Here is a 17,591-nt window from a genome sequence, read left to right as displayed (position 1 = left end):
TCTCAAGGTCACCTGAAGAGACAAATAAAACGCGATCGATTCCTGTAAAAGCTGAAAGCAAGGATTCTGGATCTAAATAATCAGCTTGACGAATGTCGACGCCTAGTTCTTTTAAAGCATCTGCTTTTTCTAATGAACGAACCGTTACTGCGACTTGATCTTTACCTACTAGATCAATTAAAAATTGGACACTTTGGAACGCTAAATCTCCAGTGGCACTCGTTACTAAATACTTCATCTCTTTTGCCTCATTTCATTTTTGATTACAGTGAGTATATCACAATACTTACAAAAAGGAAGTGAAAAGCATTAGATCCGCAGCTAGATCGATCAAATCGATCACACAGTAGCGTTCTCTAATGCGACGATCGTTTGATAAATCTTAGGATATACATATGAAATCTCATCGACTGTGATTTTGGCGATCGAAAGTCGAATGGAGTTATCAAAGTGTGCGGCATGGAAAAAATTCGCCTGATTACTGACGACATAAATATGTTTTGAAGCTAAAGTGTCGATTAAACATGTCGCAGAAAGCTTTGGATGAAGGCGGATCGTTGCATAGTATCCGTCAGAACCTGTATAGACAGCGATACGATTATCCCATTTTTTTGTGAGCAATTTGATTTTTCTAAGTTTTTTCTTGAGATCTTGGTTGATCATTTGTTTGCTTTTGTCTAGAAACTGATTGTGGATCAAAACACCTAGCATTGATTGTGAAATCAATGGAGGCGTGTAGTAATGCAAGTGCATGATCTCGTTTACCGTATCCATATAAAAGGGATGAAGCTCAGGAGGTAAGCTGACGAAGCCAATTCTCAAATAAGGTAGGATCTTTGTAAATGAACCGAGATAAATACCATAGCTACCAGCTGCTAAATAATAAAGTGGCGTATAATTTGCTGTTGCGTAAGCATCTAAAAAATAGTCATCTTCAGCTAAATAGACATGATACTTTTGGGCTAACTGAACGATTTTTTTTCGTTGGGTCAATGGGAGTGTCGTACCCAAAGGATTATGGTTTCGTGGTACGAGATAAAAGAATTTAATCGCTTTTTCTTTAAACATTTTTTCTAATTGTGCTACATCGATCCCATTTTCATCACGTTTAATCGTATATACGATCAAATCAGGTTGAGCTTTTAACGATTCGATCACAAAGCGATAGGTCGGTTCTTCGATCAAAATCGCTTTATGCCCACTTGGGAATGTCATCTTACACAGGGCGTGAACTGTTTGCTGAATGCCCATCGTCAAAAAGACATGATCAGATTTTGTATACACACCAATATCTTCTAATGAACGAGTCAATGCTTGTATCACAGAAGAAACACCGTTGGCACCTACATCTAATGATTCTAACTGATAATGGTCTAGGGCTAAGGCTAAACTTTGTTTAGCAAAAGGCAAATGAAAGCTACCAACTGTAGGATTTCCTGATTCTAAATGGTAACCTTCGACTTTGGCTTCAACAGCAGGTGAATAAGAAGAATAGTATCCACTTTTTTTTCGGACATGAACCAGATTTTGTTCGAGTAGTTGACGATAAGCGCGAATAATCGTTCCGCGACTACAGTTATACTTGTGGGCTAGAGTATTGATCGAGGGGAGCTTAGTACCGACTGGATAGTATTGTTCGTGGATCTGTTGTGCGATCTCGTTACTGATTTCCAAATATTTTTCCATAGTCAACGCCTCCGATTTTATTAGTTTTACTATAGCATACTTTTTAATCTGTGCTAGTCTTGTTTGATATCACTGTTATTGAAAACGGTATCTTTAAGTCGTAAGATAAACATGCAAATAGGATTTCGCTAGCACAATTTATTTGTACCAAGGAGTAAGAGGAGGAACTGATATGAATAAATTATCTCAAAGCATCGAAAAATACATTTTACCAGTTGCGATGAAGGTCGGAAATGAGAAGCATCTACTTGCGATACGGGATGCATTTATTACGATGATGCCAATCACGATGGCTGGAGCGATCGCAGTTTTACTAAATGCCTTTGTCCGTGATTTTCCCAATCAGTATCTAGGTGAAAATAATGCGATCACTACATTTTTCCAACCATTGATTGCAGTAAATGGCTTGATCTGGACGGGATCTTTAGCGATTATGGCGTTGGTTTTTTCGGGATCTTTGGGTTATCAACTCGCAAAAGCCTACAACGTCAATCCGATTGGTGGAATGTTTGTTTCACTTTCAGCTTTTGTCATGGGTGTGCCACAAGTCGCGAATATTTCAACTGTATTAAATGGAACCTTGACAAACGATGCTACAAAATTGATTACTGAAGCTGGTGGAACAGTAACAACCGCCAATGATGTATCGACAATTGCTACAAGTGGCTGGGGCTTTTTCTCTTTTAATCAGTATTTTGGTGGGACAGGTCTATTTACCGCAATGATTTTTAGTTTTATTTCAGTATTGATCTACGCTTACTTATTAAAGAAAAATATTATTATCAAATTACCAGATTCAGTTCCACCTGCAGTATCAAAAGCCTTCGCTGGGATCATTCCTGGAACGGTCGCGCTGTATGTTTGTGGTGTGATCTATTATGTATTTGAACGCGTTACAGCACAAAGTATGATCGACTGGATCACAAATGCGATCCAAGCACCACTGATCAATCTATCTCAAGGCTATCTAGCAGTTATCGTTGTAACCTTACTTGTTCATGTCTTATGGGTATTTGGATTACATGGTACAAATATTATGGGAGCCGTCTTACAATCACTTTATGGAACAGCAATGGTTGCCAATACGAATGCATTCCAAAATGGGGACAAGATTCCATATAAATGGTCAGCAGCTTCGTTTGATGTATTTGTTTGGCCTGGAGGAGCTGGTGTTACATTAGCATTGATTATTGGGTTGCTTTGGTTTTCAAAACGAGCTGATCAACGGACTGTTGCGAAACTAGGACTTGCTCCAGGGTTATTTAATATCAATGAGCCGATCATGTTTGGTTTGCCCGTCGTATTGAATCCAATTTATATGATTCCATTTGTTTTGGCACCGTTATGTACAGCAACGCTTTCTTACGTAGCGACTATGACAGGTTTAGTCGATCCGGTCGTCGTCACTGTGCCGTGGGTGATGCCACCAATATTGAGTGGATTTTTAGCAACAGCAGGTGATTGGCGCGCGATCGTACTATCGATCATCAATATTTTATTAGCATTAGCAATCTGGGCACCATTTGTAATGACAGCGAATAAAATGAATAACGTCACGACTGATGATCTAGTGGATTCATCAATAAATTAAGTAGAGGAGCTATTATGAAAAAAGAAATTGGGATTTCGATCTATCCAGATCATAGCGATCAAAAAGCTGACCATAACTATTTGGAAAAAGCAGCTAAATTAGGATTTACACGTTTATTTATCAGTATGTTAGAAGTAACCGATACAAAAGAGAACGTCACCCGAAAATTTAAAGAGTTGATCACGTTTAGTCGTAATCTAGGCTTTGAAGTTATTTTAGATGTTGCACCGGCGATCTTTGATGATTTAGAAATCTCGTATGATGACCTATCTTTTTTTGCAGAAATCGGCGCCAATGGAATTCGTTTAGACGTAGGATTTGATGGATTTAAAGAAGCGATGATGACTTATAACGAGTATGGTCTAACAATCGAATTGAATATGAGTCACGATATCGCATATTTAGATAATATTTTGAGTTATCAAGCCAATACATCAGCTTTATATGGATGTCATAATTTTTATCCACAAGCACGCACTGGACTACCTTATGACTTTTTTGAACGTTGTAGCAAACGATTTAAACAGCATGGTCTAAAAACAGCTGCTTTTGTGACATGTGCGCATGGAAATTTAGGACCTTGGGACATCAATGATGGCTTACCGACTTTAGAAGAACATCGAACATTGTCCTTAACGACACAAGTCAAACAACTATTTGCCACCAATTTGATCGATGTTGTCATTATTGGTAATGGCTATGCCAGTGATCAAGAATTAGCTGAAATGGCAGCATTGAATCGTACGCAAGTGGAATTTTCTTATCAAACAATCGATCCGCAAACACCGCTTGAAGAAGCGATTTTAAGTGAACAACACTATCGTCGCGGGGATATTACTGAAGAAGTGATCCGTTCCACGCAAGTTCGGGTAAAATATGCGAAGGAAGAAAACCCAGCAACATCAAATCCAGCTACATTTGAGCGTGGCGATATCGTCTTGTGTAACGATACCTTTGGCAAATATAAAAATGAATTACAAGTCGTACTCGTACCACATGAGGATTCGCGTAAAAATTTAATCGGCAAAATCGATCCTGAAGAAATTCGACTACTGAAATATATCCATCATTGGAGTAAATTTCGCTTTACGAAAAAAGCATAGAAAAAGAGGCTGTGACAGAAGTGGGCAGCTCCAAGAAATAAGCAAAATCATTCCGACAATAGGTTCGCCTATTTCGGTAATGATTTTGCTTATTTTTCGAAGGAGCTACTTCTGGAGCACCGTTTATTCTATTTATAAGAGGCTGTGACAGACTTTTGTCACAGCCCCTTTTTCTTATTTACGATTCCATTCATGTTTCAATAGAGCATATTCAAAGGTATTCTCATAAATTGGATCGCCATTGTCATCTTTAATGAAGGAGATAAACTCTAAAAATAACCCTTCTTGTCGCATTCCTAAACGTTCAGCTAATTTTTGTGAAGAATAATTATCCTCTTCGACGTAAGCATAGATTCGACGTGCATCTTTTTTGAAAAGCTCTGTAAATAAAGCAAATGCGCTCTCAAAAGCATAACCTTGTTTCGCGTATTTAGGATTAAAATTCCAACCAACTGAATAGGTATCTGGTTCTTCAAAGTCAAAAAATAGATCACCAATAACCGTATCTGATTCTTTCAAAGCAACAGCAAGATGTCCAGGCTTACTTAATTTTTGTTGGATCTTTTCTTGTGCTTGAGTTAGAGTAGAAATTTTTTCATCAGCAAAGCAATGGACAACAGGATCTTTTAGATAATCTAATAATTCAGCAGCATCGCTTCGTTTAAAAGGACGTAATATCAAACGTTTAGTGTGAACAATCATCATGTTAAAACCTCATTTTTTTCTTTACTTTACCAAGAATAAATAAAAAATGTCAGCAAAATTTTTGGCGGCTTAAAATTCTTTAGTAAATGTTAAACACTATTTTAATAAGAGTTTGTAATGGTTGAATAATAAATGTTTATTTTACGACTACTTTCTTGTTAGCGTATGCTAATAAAAGTCGAAGGGTCACATCATTTTTTTTATGATGTACTCACGCACAGGAGCTAATTTTGGATGATCGCCGATAGACACCATATTGAAAGTAAATTTGAGTGTGTTATTTGGAAGTTCAATAAGGCTGAGAGTATTTTCTTCTAGTTCTTTTTCCACAGTAGAACGATAGACGAATGAGATTCCTTGGTTTGCTTGGATGAGCGACTTGATTACATTCGTATTTCCGACCGTTGTAAGATCCTTAAAACTTTCCAAGCTAATTTGTTGCTGGCTGATCAGTTGGTGAAAGGCATTAAAAATTCCTGATCCCGGTTCTCGGAAAAAAATCGATTCTGTGAACAATTCTGACCAAGTTTTCTGTGTAGATGCAGCAGGATGTTTTGGTGAACAAACGCAGACGATCTCATCATGTTTGAAAGGGAATGAGGAAAATATATCTTGGTCAAATATCCCGTCGATAAATGCACAGTCAAGTTCACCAGTCTTTATTTTTTCTAATAAATGTGCCGTATTTTCCACGTAAAGATTGATTTTAATATGAGGATATAAATCGAAAAAGTCATTCAAAAGGGGAGCTAGTATATATTCTGCAAGTGTTTGAGTAGAACCGAATGTGATATAAATTTGCTTATTTAACAACTGGAATTCTTGTAAGCTTTTAGCAGTGTAATTGTTGATATTTTGAATGATCTCATATAAGTAATAACCAGCTTCGGTGATATGGACTGTTTTGTTCTCGTAGTAGACTAGTTGAGTATTCAGATGTTCTTGTAAATAGGAAATATGCTGACTAACCGCAGGCTGAGTTAAATTAAGTCGCTCAGCTGTTCGAGTATAATTTTTTGTATGACACAATTCAATAAAAGTTTGGTATCGATAATCTAACATATAACTCGCTCCTTTGAAGTGCCTAGTTTAAAAACAGTATAAAGAAAAATATAGCAAAACACTATCGATAGCTATTAGGAGGAAAAAGATGATTGATTACCGTTACGAAACATTCATTAAAGTCGCTGATTTATTGAATTTTACAAAAGCAGCGCAAGCATTAAATATGACCCAACCAACTGTTAGTCAACATATTGCTTATGTTGAAGAGCAATCAGGACTTAAATTATTTTTATATCGAAAAAATAAATTATCACTAACTAACGATGGGAAAGAACTTTACTTGTTAGTCAAAGAGATGTTGGCCTATAGAGAAAAGGGGTATGAAGAGTTACAAAAGTTACACGAACGGAATTATCAAATCATGATTTCAAATACGATTCAACCAAGTAAGGCAATGGAAATCTTGGATACGAAGACAGAGTTGAAAAATAAAATTTATACTATCAAGCAAACGACAGCATGCCGATTTTTAGAGGATATCAAAAAAATCCCACTTGATTTTTTAATTACGGATTTTCCTGTTGATCTTCCAGATTTTACTACCTATGAAATCGAAACAGAGAAGATTATAGCGATTTGTTCGAAAGGTTTTTATCGTGAATCATTTAAACGTATACAGGATATGAAAACTGAGTCTTTACTTTTACGTGAACCGACTTCACCACTTTATCAACAAATACGTACCTATTTACGAACAAAGGGATTAACATTTTCTGATTTTTCAGAAATAGATATCGTCGGAGAAACACGATTGATTTTACAACTTTTAGAGCATCATCGAAAAATTAGTTTTTTAGAAGAATCTTCTTTGCGAGAGTATCAAGTTAAGGCTGAAGATTTTTTGATTTTTGATTTTTCAGCGTCTCTACCATCAATCCCAATTTATTTTTCAACGAAAAAAGACTCGATCTTAATTTAAAGATCGAGTCTTTTTGTATAGCTTAAACTAATTTTTTAGATAATTTATAGTTTGATAGATCAAATTGAGTATGAATCGCTTGTGTATGTTGTTTTTTTGAAAGATATACAAAATTAAGTGGGACCACGATATGCGCTTGATCTAGATAGAGTGGACAAAGTGATTGTTGTCTCACTTCTTTTTCGATTTCATGCTTATACAAAAAACCGATTCCCCAGTCAGATCGAATAAGTTGTTTGATTAAATTAGAATCTTCAACAACATTAACTGCATGAAAATCACTTAGAGCAATCGTACGTTTGGCAAAATAATGCTTGATTTCATGGTAAATAGTAGATTCAGGTTCTCTTATAATCAAGTCAGAAGTTACTAGATCAGCCAAACTTCGTGAGTGGTGTGCCAGTTTTGATTGTGTTGCGCAGATTGGGAGTAATAGTTCATTGCGTAAAAAAATCGAATCAAACACTAATGGATCCACATCACCTTCAATCAAAGCACAATCTAATGCACCTAACTGGAGTTTTTTTAATAAAGAAGGCGTATTTTCTACATATAAATTAATCGACACAGTTTTATTGTCTCTAAGAAATTGTGTAAGTAACGGTTCTAACAGATATTGACTAATAAAAGGAGTTGCTCCAATCAATAGTTGTGGTCTGTTATGTGTTAGAGAATATAGTTTTTTATGCACCATATTTTTCATACTAGAGATCAGACGATAAAGATACTTACCTTCCTTCGTCAAAGTCATTTTTCTATTGTTGATGGTAATCAATTCTAGTTGTAATTGTTCTTGTAATTGCTCCATTTGACGACTGATTGCAGGCTGCGTCATTTGAAGTTTTTGAGCAGCTTCGGTGTAATTTTTTGATTCGCAAACAACTAAAAATGTTTTGAAATGGTAATCTAACATCATTAAAAATTCCTCTCTTTTTTAATAGAACTTGTCCATATTGTAAGTGAAGTTGAATGAAAAAATGCATAAGAGATCATTATAGTAGTATCATGAAACGTTATTTCCAAAGATCGATTTTCCTTTGTATACTGTACTCGTTGGATCAAGGGCCAACAAAAATCTTAGAGGAAGAGAAGTGTTTACAATGTTTGTTAACAAAAAAATCGTTGGATTATCTATGCTTGCATTGATGGGAGGAAATGTTTTAGCGACTGTTTCGACAGTATCTGCTGATGAAACATCTCAAAAATCGGATACTACAGTAACTTATCGTAGCAACAATGATATTCCTGATCCAGATAATCCAGATAATCCAGAATATGTGATTTCTACTCCAGGGAACATCACATTTACTGATGATCATAAAGAATATGACCGTTCAGTTCACATGTACAAACCAGATGGTAAAGAAGATTACGATGGAGATAAAAAAGCAAATATCTCTGTAAAATCATCTAACGGTTTCCAATTGAAAAATGTAAAAGATGAAAAAGATACCGTGTCTTATAAACTTATTGATCTATCAAAAACACCTGCAGTTGCATTAACGGGAACTAGCGAAAATGATTTAGGTCAATTAAGTAAAACAGCAAATGATATCAAACTACGCTATCAATTAACTGGCCAAGCAAAAAGTGCTGGTGTCTATCAAGATACTGTAACGTATACTGTTTCATCAGCTACTGGAAAATAAACATGTTGAAAAAAGAGTAAATAGAGCAGATCTGTTTGCTCTTTTTTTAATTGGAGGATAGATATGAATACAAAACAAAAAAGAATGACAATCATTGTTGTTTTATTATTGCTATTGATTAGCGGTTTGATTGGGTATCGATTATTACATAAAGACAATGGTCTAGTATTTGATTCTTCTGCAAAAAAATACGATGCCAAAATCAAAAAGCCACAGGATTGGACAAATACGCGAATCGCTTTTCCGGGTTATAAAGACACAAAAATCATGGAAGGAGACAAAGAGCTATATATCGCTTTAAGCAATCCATCGTTTAATGAAGCGAATTTTAAATTTAAAGTCTATATCGATCATGAAGATAAGGAGCATGAATTACTAGATAGTGACTTAGTTAAACCGGGCGAAGCCATCACTCAAGTTTCACTACCTAAAGATCTAACCGCTGGTGAACATATGGTTTTTCTGCGGATCAAACCTTTTCCGCCACATGATAAAACAGCAAAACTTAATGATTATAAAACTTCATTTAAATTAATGGTATTAAAACCAGAAGAGAAGGGATAGTATGAAAAAACAAATCGTAAATGCGATGGGAGCAACCGGTGTTTGTCTGTCTGTTTTAAAAAATAAAGTCTACGCTTCTGAGCTTACAAAAGACGTAATTTCATATCAGACATCAATCACGACACCCGATTCGCCTTTGACACCGGACTATCATTCACGACCGGCTCTAACACATAAGGTTTTACCAAATACCAATGAGTTAATCCAATATTGGTGGGTCGTATTAGGAATCGCGTTGATTTTATTTGTATTGTATGCCAAACGAAAACACTTGAAAAAAATCGTATACCTAGCTTTAGCGGTCACAGTGTTATTTCCGACCGAGTTTGTATTAGCGATCGAAGCAAGTTCTAGTTTAACGGAACAAGTCACAACCGGATCCACAGCTAAAAATAGTCAAGAAGAATCTACAACGAGTAAGTCATCGGAAACGACTACAGAACAAGAATCTTCGACAAAAGTTTCTTCTAGTGAAACGACTAAAGATGAAGAATCCACTACAGCGAATCCAAATTCTGAGAGTAGTAGTGAACAAAGTAGTGAAGCCGTTAAAGAATCTTCGACACCAACGCTATCTAGTGAGCAAATACAAGAAAAACAAAACAAAGCTATTGAACCGACAACGATCGATAATGATTTTGACCCAGCAAATGGCTGGACAGCGTTGTATGAGAATAAGGATTTGGATCCGAAAGCGAATTTCGGTATGGGACTAAATGAAGATTCAATGTTGTCTAAATACGGAATAGGAAAAGCTGCTTTATCAGATGGTACGGATATAGTTTATACTTTTGGGGATGCTAATGTATATAATTCGGACTATTACCCTAGTTTTATTTCAAAGCTCCGATTTTATGAGGTAGGTAGTATAAATGATAGCTCGACACAACCGCAAGAAGCGGGGTGGAATATTGGTATGATAAAATCTGTGGCAGATTACGAATACTACGACGGTGTAAATGGACCTTACGATACTCATAGTGCTTGTCAATTGAGTTCTGCTCACTTACGTGTGGTGAATGGGTCTTCGCAAATAACTCCTAATATTATATTAGGACTATATTATAAAACGTTATCATCAGGGCAGAGAGCGCTAATGTTAAAATCTGCTTATATCAATAATGGAAAAATCGATATAAATTTTTCCAGAATAATCCATTATTTTAGAGATGGAATAGTTTCTGTGAAAAATAACTATCAATTTAATAACTTTTCGGGTTCTTATACTTTAGGTGATGCTATTCCTATGCGTACAAATTATTTGGGTCCTAATACTTTTTCTCCTACATTGCCTTCATTTTCATTGGGTAAGGGAAAAGGTTGGTATTTTCGAACTTTATCAAAACAATATAGAGTGTCGTTTTTAGCAGATCCTATCTCAGAAGACGGAATAATGAGCTACGGAAATTACGATTCAACATATTCAGGAACTGCTAATGGAGATGTTGAGCCACTTTCTTCTCAAAATTTACTGTTGGGTGAACATTTAAAACCCGAAGATGTAGTTTCACCTAATGCTATGTCTATGTTTAGTTCTAAGATAAATGTAAGTAGTCATTCTAGTTACACTTTTGGATACGATGTGCAAATTCAACCAATTCAAAAAAAATCTATGGTAACCGTTCACTATATCGATAATCAGGGAGAAGATCTGCATAAACCGATAGTATTGAATGGTAAATCAGGAGAGTCATATAATGTGGGGACGCCAGAGTATAAATTATTATTTGATGGATACGATTTAGATGCAAATCATTTACCTTCGAATGCATCAGGGAAATTTGATGATTATCCTATCGATGTTTATTATTATTATAATGTAATTCCTAATGATGTTGTTGTTCGTTATCGAGATGAAGAAGGAAATTCTATCCATTCAGATAAAATTTTAGAAGATGGGCATGAAGGAGAACCTTATGATGTGAGTGGACCAAAATTTCAAATAGAAATCCCAGGTTATAAATTGGATAAAAATAAGCTGCCTGATAATATGACTGGGACTTTCAGTAAAGAGGGTACAGTTGTTACCTACATCTATGATAAAGCTCCGGTTGAACCAAGTGCTTATTTAGAAGTTCCGACAAACGTTACGATGTACAATCAAGAAGATAAAGCAAAAGGAAAGTTAGAATTGAAATACCACAGTTTAGATGATTCGACTACAGAACCGAAAATCGATGTTTCAACCCAACACGAATTCAAACTAGCAGATGACGAAAAAGACAGTGTTGCAGTCAATGTTTTACAACAAGATGATAAAACTCCGGTGGTAGATGCTACACCATTTACTACTTTGTCAAAAGATACACCAAATTATCTCTTGCATTTGGAAGTAAACAAAGATGCATTTAAACATGAGAACAAGGAATATACTGGTAATGTGACGTTTACTGCAACATTTAAATAATTCGAGCTAGCCACAGCAAAAAATTATTAGCTGTGGCTCTTTGGATTTGAAAAAAGTTAAAATCCTGTTACACTGAAAAATAAGAGTACATATAAGGGATGTGAAGAGATGACAACAATTAAAGATATTGCTGCGATGACTGGTGTGAGTCCCACTACTGTTGCTAATGTAATCCATGGTCGAGTAGGAAAAGTATCTAAGGAGACTCAAGATAAAGTGAACAAAGCATTAAAAGAAACTAACTATACTGCACATATGGGTGGGCGGTTACTGGCAAAACATGGATCGAAAATCATCGGAGTAATTATTCAAGATTCTACTGCAGTCACAGATCATGTTTATGACAACCCTTACCAAGGTGAATTTTTACAAGCAGTTGAACGTAGTATTTCAGATGCCGGTTACTTTATGATGTTTCGGCGTATTTCTACGGTTGAAGAAGGTCTACGTTTAGTAGAAATGTGGAATTTAGAAGGATTGATTATATCCGGATCGCATATAAAAGAAGTAGAAGTCTGGCGTGAAAAACTCAATGTACCTGTTGTCTTTTTAGATATGTATCAACAAGGTAAACAGTTATCCCAGATGAACGTTGGAATCGATGATTATCATGGTGGTTGCTTAGCAGGTAAATATTTGATGAAAAACGGACACAAACGTGTAGCATTTTTAGCACAAGCGGGTGAAGAAGAGATAATAGAAGGTTTAGATGCAGTTAGAGGACAAGGATTTATCGATACCTTTGTTAGTGGGCAGTGTGATGCTAAATGGCTACCAGTTCCAGCTATGAGAAAAGACTATCACACATATTTAGATGATTTTATCGCTACCAAAATCCAGTCCTATACAGCATTATTTTTTGCATCTGATTTATTAGCAGTACAAGCGATATCAAAATTTCATGAAGCAAAAATAGGCATCCCATCTGAACTATCAATTATCAGTTTTGACGGAACTTTACTTTCGCAATACGCAGTACCACGCTTAACAGTTATAAAACAAAATGTAATAGCAAAAGCAAATGCGGCCATCCAATTAGTATTGCAAGCAATTAAAGAAGGTAAAAATAATTTGTCTTCAGTATCAATTCCAGTTGAATTGATCATCGGAGAGTCTGTTACGAAAATTTAAAAAGCATCTTGACCATTTATTTGTCAGATGCTATACTTTTCCCGTAAGGTGTCACGTGACACCTTTTAAAAATAAAGTTAGGTGTGACGTAACACCTGGGAGAGGGATTAAGGATGAATAAAAAAATTATTTTTTTGGCTTTCAGTGTAATCGCTACCATTTTTTTGTCTAGTTGTAGTTCTACTGCAGATCAAGGGAAAAAAAAAGTAGAATTTTTCAGTAGTAAATCAGAAAATCAAGTTATTTTAAAGCAGTTTGTTGATGAATATGAAGCCAGTCATCCAGATGTTAAAATTGTCTTAAGTACACCTGCAGATGCGGGAACGGTTTTACGTACGCGTTTAGTTAAAGATGATATTCCAACGATTATTGCGTACGGTGGAGATGTGACATATACTGAGCTTGCCAATGTAGGAATGTTAGAAGATCTATCCGACGAATCCTTTGTTCAAGATATTCTCCCAGCGTATAAAAAAATGACTCAAGATCTACAACAAGATCGGACAAAACTTTATGGTGTTCCTTATGTAGCGAATGCATCTGGTGTCATTTATAACGAAGAATTATTCAAGCGATATAATCTTGAAATCCCTCAAACTTGGGACGAATTTATTCAAGTTTGTCAAATTTTCAAAGAAAATAATATCACACCAATCGAAGGTACTTTTAAGGACGCTTGGACCTTACAAGCTTTATTCAACCCAATCGCAGGTACATTATCTCCAGATGAAATGATACGTGATCGCAAAGAAAACAAAACGAAATTTCAAGATGAATGGCCGGAAGTATTAGAAAAAATGGCTGAAGCAATGACGTATACTCAAAAAGATGCAATGGGAACAAGCTATGCAGATGGTACTCAAGCATTTGCTAAAGGAGAATCAGCAATGTTAATCAACGGAACATGGGCGATCCCAGAAGTTGTGAAAGCAAATCCTGAGTTAAAGATAAATATTTTTCCACTTCCAGCTAGTAATGAATCATCAAAAAATGTAGTCACAAGTGGAGTTGATGTCATGTTTATGATTGGAAAAGGAACTAAAAATCAAAAAGAAGCAAAAGAATTTATCCACTTTCTTTTAGAAAAGGAACAGCTTGCTCGTTATTGTGATGATCAATTTGCTTTTTCAGCAATCAAAGGAGTATCACAAACAGAACCTTCCTTAAGTGGAATCAGTCCATATATTGAAGGTGGAAAAGTGACCGATTTTATTGATCATTTATTACCAAATGGATACGACCTTGCGTCTATGCTATCTGAATTTGCATTAGATCAAACTAAAAATTCTAAAGATCTAAAATTGAATACCGACCGTATATTAAATAAAATGGATGATACCTACGATGTAGCCAATATTAAATAAAAGGGGAAAAAGACATGAAAAATATGAAAATTCATAAAGCTTTTTATTGGATGACACTTCCATTAGTTGCTGTATTCTTCTTATTTCATACGATACCTTTTTTACAAGGTATCTTTTATAGCTTTACAAATTGGCGCGGATATGGTGAATGGAACTTTGTTGGAATTCGTAATTATTTGCATATGTTTAAAGATCCTGATATTGCGCAAAGCTACTTATTTACATTTAAATTTGCAATTGTTTCAACTATTTTAGTTAATATCATTGGACTAGGGATTGCATTAGGTTTGAATGCTAAAATCAAATTTCAAAAGTTTTTGAAAGCCGTCTATTTTCTTCCTTATATGTTAGGGACATTGATAGTAGGATTTATTTTTAATTTTATTTTTGCACAACTTCTTCCAAGTTTTGGGATTGCAGCAGGAGTTGAATCTTTAAGTGTGAATATATTAGGAACAGAACACGCTTGGATCGGGATTGTAGTTGTTACAGTATGGCAATCATTAGCTTTTACCACATTGATTTATTTATCTGGACTACAAACGATTGATCAAGATATTTATGAAGCAGCGGATATCGATGGAGCAAGTGGATTTATGCTTTTTAGAAAAGTGACGTTTCCGTTACTAGCACCTTTTTTTACTATCAATATGGTATTATCTGCCAAAGGATTTTTAATGGCGTTTGATCAAATCGTTGCTATGACTGGTGGTGGGCCAGGAGTATCTACAACATCGATTTCGTTATTGATCTATAAAAAAGGATTTACTGGTGGTCAATTTGCATACCAATCTGCAAACTCTGTAGTCTTGTTTTTAGTCGTCGTAACGATTTCGATCATTCAGTTACGCATTCTTGAGAAAAGAGAGGCGAATATGCGATGAATTCAAGTAAAAAATTTTTACGTAAACATGATGGAGCCGTCAACTGGCCCTTAACGATACTTTTGATGGCTTTGGCGATATTCACGATTTTTGGTCCACTTTATATGACCTTGATGATTGCTGTGAAAGATCCTTCTCAAATGGATAATATTTTAAAATGGCCATCGACCTTTCATTGGGAAAATTTTAGTCAAGCATGGACGTTGACGGATTACCCACGTAAATTTGGCAATACTTTATTTATCACAGCGATAAATTTAGTATTCACGATTTTTACTAATAGTTTAGCAGCTTATGCAATTACGCGTAATCGCTCTAAGTCGAGACTCTTTAACTTACTCTATTACTATTTTATCAGTGCAATGTTTATCCCTTTTAATGTTTTGATGTTACCATTAGTAAAACAGGCCTCAATTTTTAACATGGATAATATCTTTGGTTTAACCTTCTTGTATATTATTTTTGGATTACCGATGAACACGTTCTTATATACAGGATTTATTAAGAAGATTCCTGAAGCATTAGATGAAGCAGCAGCAATCGACGGTGCGACACCCTGGCAAATCTTTTACCATGTAATCTTCCCTATGCTCAAACCGATTCATGCAACTGTAGCAATTTTGAGCTTTATGTGGACTTGGAATGATTTCTTAATGCCATTGATTTTTTTAAGTAATCCAAATCAACAAACGTTACAACTATCTCAATATATTTTTCAAGGACAATTTTCAACTCAATACAATATGGCATTTGCATCGTATTTAATGGTTATTTTACCTGTACTTTTGATTTATATCTTTTTCCAAAAGTGGATTATAGCTGGTGTAACTGATGGAGCAGTAAAATAAAAAATAGTAGGAGTGTGTAAGAATGGAAAAAGCAAAATGGTGGCAGACCACAACCGTTTATCAAATCTATCCTCGAAGTTTTCAAGATAGTAACGGAGATGGAATTGGGGATATCCGCGGGATCATTGAACGGTTAGATTACTTAGAAACGTTAGGGATCGGTGCGATTTGGTTGAGCCCAGTCTATCAATCTCCAAATGATGATAATGGTTATGACATTAGTGATTATGAAGCGATCATGGCTGAATTTGGCACAATGGAAGACATGGATGAATTATTAGTAGAAGCTGCTAAACGTAATATTAAAATCGTAATGGACCTAGTAGTCAATCATTCCTCTGATGAACATGCTTGGTTTATTGAAGCCAAAAAGGGAAAAGATAATCCCTATCGCGACTATTATGTCTGGCGCGATCCTGTCGATGGTCAATCTCCAAATGATTTAGGATCTGCTTTTGGTGGAAGTGCTTGGGAATTTGATGAAGCAAGTGGTCAATATTATTTGCATTTATTTAGTAAAAAACAACCTGATCTAAATTGGGAAAATCCTGAATTACGTCAAAAAATTTATGATATGATGAATTTTTGGCTTGAAAAAGGCATTGGTGGTTTCCGAATGGATGTTATCGACTTAATCAGTAAACAACCGGATCAAAAGATTACCGGAAATGGGCCTAAATTGCATGATTACTTACAAGAGATGAATCAAGCAACTTTTGGACAAACGCAATACGATGTGATGACCGTAGGGGAAACGTGGGGTGCGACTCCAGAAATCGCAAAACTTTATTCTGATCCAAAACGTCATGAGTTGTCGATGGTCTTTCAATTTGAACACATTGGATTAGATCAACAAGAAGACAAAGAAAAATGGGATCTACGTGCACTAGAAGTCAAAGAATTAAAAAAAGTATTGACCAAATGGCAAACGTCTTTAGGTCATGAAGGATGGAATAGTCTATTTTGGAACAATCACGATTTGCCAAGAATCATCTCGCGTTGGGGAGATGATCAAGAATATCGCGTCGAAAGTGGAAAATTATTTGCGATCTTATTGCATTTGATGAAAGGAACACCTTATATCTATCAAGGTGAAGAGATCGGGATGACGAATTACCCGATTACGGATATTTCTGAAGCAGAAGATATTGAAACGATCAATTTGTATCATGAACGAATCGAAAAAGGATATAGTAAAGAAGAGGTATTGCTGTCGATCAATACAAAAGGGCGCGACAATGCGCGAACACCGATGCAATGGGATGAGACAAAGCATGCTGGTTTTACAACAGGCACACCTTGGCTTCATGTCAATCCAAACTATAAAACGATTAATGTCAAAGCTGCTTTAGCAGATCAACATTCATTATTTTATACGTATCAAAAATTGATCGCCTTACGTCAAGAGGAACCTCTTGTTGCTTGGGGTGAATTTGAACTATTGGATACAGTAGATGAAGTTTTTGCATATGTTCGCAGTTACGAAGGAAAAAAATGGCTAGTCGTCGGGAATATTTCCAAGTTGCTACATCTACTTGAAATGCCAAAAACTAAAGGTGAAGTCATTATCGGAAATTATCCACGTACGGAATTTTCGGGAACAATCGAGTTAAAACCATATGAAGCTTTTGTCATCGAATTAGCTTAAAAAAAGAGCCATCTCACTTTTGAGACG

Annotated in this window: 16 protein-coding genes; 11 read left to right on the top strand and 5 right to left on the bottom strand. The window is 35.6% G+C overall.

The genetic code is table 11. The features are described 5' to 3' along the window. A partial coding sequence (locus tag QZ413_RS03485) for an NAD(P)H-binding protein (protein WP_297076426.1) occupies window positions 1-238 on the bottom strand: 238 nt, incomplete at its 3' end. 101 nt (window positions 239-339) lie between these two features. After that, window positions 340-1,686, bottom strand: a complete 1,347-nt coding sequence (locus QZ413_RS03480; protein ID WP_297076424.1) for a PLP-dependent aminotransferase family protein — start codon at window positions 1,684-1,686, stop codon at window positions 340-342. 172 nt (window positions 1,687-1,858) lie between these two features. Here QZ413_RS03480 and QZ413_RS03475 point away from each other — a divergent pair, with 172 nt between their 5' ends. Together QZ413_RS03475 and QZ413_RS03470 are read left to right on the top strand one after the other, a co-directional pair. Next, window positions 1,859-3,277: a PTS sugar transporter subunit IIC gene (locus QZ413_RS03475; RefSeq protein ID WP_297076422.1), complete on the top strand. Its 1,419-nt coding sequence runs from the start codon at window positions 1,859-1,861 to the stop codon at window positions 3,275-3,277. A gap of 14 nt (window positions 3,278-3,291) precedes the next feature. Beyond that, a complete protein-coding gene (locus QZ413_RS03470) occupies window positions 3,292-4,380 on the top strand; it encodes a DUF871 domain-containing protein (RefSeq protein WP_297076420.1) in 1,089 nt (362 codons plus the stop codon). 174 nt (window positions 4,381-4,554) lie between these two features. Here the strand turns inward: QZ413_RS03470 and QZ413_RS03465 are convergent, their stop codons facing one another. Further along, entirely contained in the window at window positions 4,555-5,085 is a 531-nt protein-coding gene (locus tag QZ413_RS03465; protein ID WP_297076418.1) for a GNAT family N-acetyltransferase, read from the bottom strand. Window positions 5,086-5,271: 186 nt separating this feature from the next. After that, on the bottom strand, window positions 5,272-6,147 hold the full coding sequence (locus tag QZ413_RS03460; protein WP_297076417.1) for a LysR family transcriptional regulator: 876 nt from the start codon (window positions 6,145-6,147) through the stop codon (window positions 5,272-5,274). Window positions 6,148-6,235: 88 nt separating this feature from the next. On the opposite strand from QZ413_RS03460, the gene QZ413_RS03455 reads away from it, so the two are divergent. Next, window positions 6,236-7,069: a LysR family transcriptional regulator gene (locus tag QZ413_RS03455; protein WP_297076415.1), complete on the top strand. Its 834-nt coding sequence runs from the start codon at window positions 6,236-6,238 to the stop codon at window positions 7,067-7,069. 22 nt (window positions 7,070-7,091) lie between these two features. On the opposite strand, the gene QZ413_RS03450 is transcribed toward QZ413_RS03455, so the two are convergent. Further along, complete coding sequence (locus tag QZ413_RS03450) at window positions 7,092-7,982, bottom strand: LysR family transcriptional regulator (RefSeq protein ID WP_297076412.1); 891 nt, start codon at window positions 7,980-7,982, stop codon at window positions 7,092-7,094. Window positions 7,983-8,169: 187 nt separating this feature from the next. On the opposite strand from QZ413_RS03450, the gene QZ413_RS03445 reads away from it, so the two are divergent. The 8 genes from QZ413_RS03445 (at window position 8,170) to QZ413_RS03410 (ending at window position 17,564) form a co-directional block, all read left to right on the top strand. Continuing rightward, a complete protein-coding gene (locus tag QZ413_RS03445; RefSeq protein ID WP_297076410.1) occupies window positions 8,170-8,718 on the top strand; it encodes a hypothetical protein in 549 nt (182 codons plus the stop codon). A 63-nt stretch (window positions 8,719-8,781) separates the two neighbouring features. Next, complete coding sequence (locus QZ413_RS03440) at window positions 8,782-9,282, top strand: hypothetical protein (protein WP_297076409.1); 501 nt, start codon at window positions 8,782-8,784, stop codon at window positions 9,280-9,282. A 1-nt stretch (window position 9,283) separates the two neighbouring features. Continuing rightward, window positions 9,284-11,689, top strand: coding sequence for a MucBP domain-containing protein (locus QZ413_RS03435; RefSeq protein WP_297076407.1), 2,406 nt, complete (start codon window positions 9,284-9,286; stop codon window positions 11,687-11,689). A gap of 108 nt (window positions 11,690-11,797) precedes the next feature. Further along, complete coding sequence (locus QZ413_RS03430) at window positions 11,798-12,820, top strand: LacI family DNA-binding transcriptional regulator (RefSeq protein WP_297076405.1); 1,023 nt, start codon at window positions 11,798-11,800, stop codon at window positions 12,818-12,820. A gap of 113 nt (window positions 12,821-12,933) precedes the next feature. Beyond that, window positions 12,934-14,184 (top strand): ABC transporter substrate-binding protein, encoded by a 1,251-nt coding sequence (locus QZ413_RS03425; RefSeq protein WP_297076402.1) that lies wholly within the window; start codon window positions 12,934-12,936, stop codon window positions 14,182-14,184. A gap of 14 nt (window positions 14,185-14,198) precedes the next feature. Then, entirely contained in the window at window positions 14,199-15,068 is an 870-nt protein-coding gene (locus tag QZ413_RS03420; RefSeq protein ID WP_297076400.1) for a carbohydrate ABC transporter permease, read from the top strand. Next, window positions 15,065-15,916: a carbohydrate ABC transporter permease gene (locus tag QZ413_RS03415; protein ID WP_297076396.1), complete on the top strand. Its 852-nt coding sequence runs from the start codon at window positions 15,065-15,067 to the stop codon at window positions 15,914-15,916. Before QZ413_RS03420 ends, QZ413_RS03415 begins: the two co-directional genes overlap by 4 nt. A 22-nt stretch (window positions 15,917-15,938) precedes the next feature. Further along, entirely contained in the window at window positions 15,939-17,564 is a 1,626-nt protein-coding gene (locus QZ413_RS03410) for an alpha-glucosidase (RefSeq protein WP_297076393.1), read from the top strand. The last annotated feature ends 27 nt before the right edge of the window (window positions 17,565-17,591 follow it).

Source organism: uncultured Enterococcus sp. (assembly GCF_913775425.1).
Classification (GTDB): domain Bacteria; phylum Bacillota; class Bacilli; order Lactobacillales; family Enterococcaceae; genus Enterococcus_G.
This window is presented reverse-complemented; position numbering and strand designations above follow the sequence as displayed.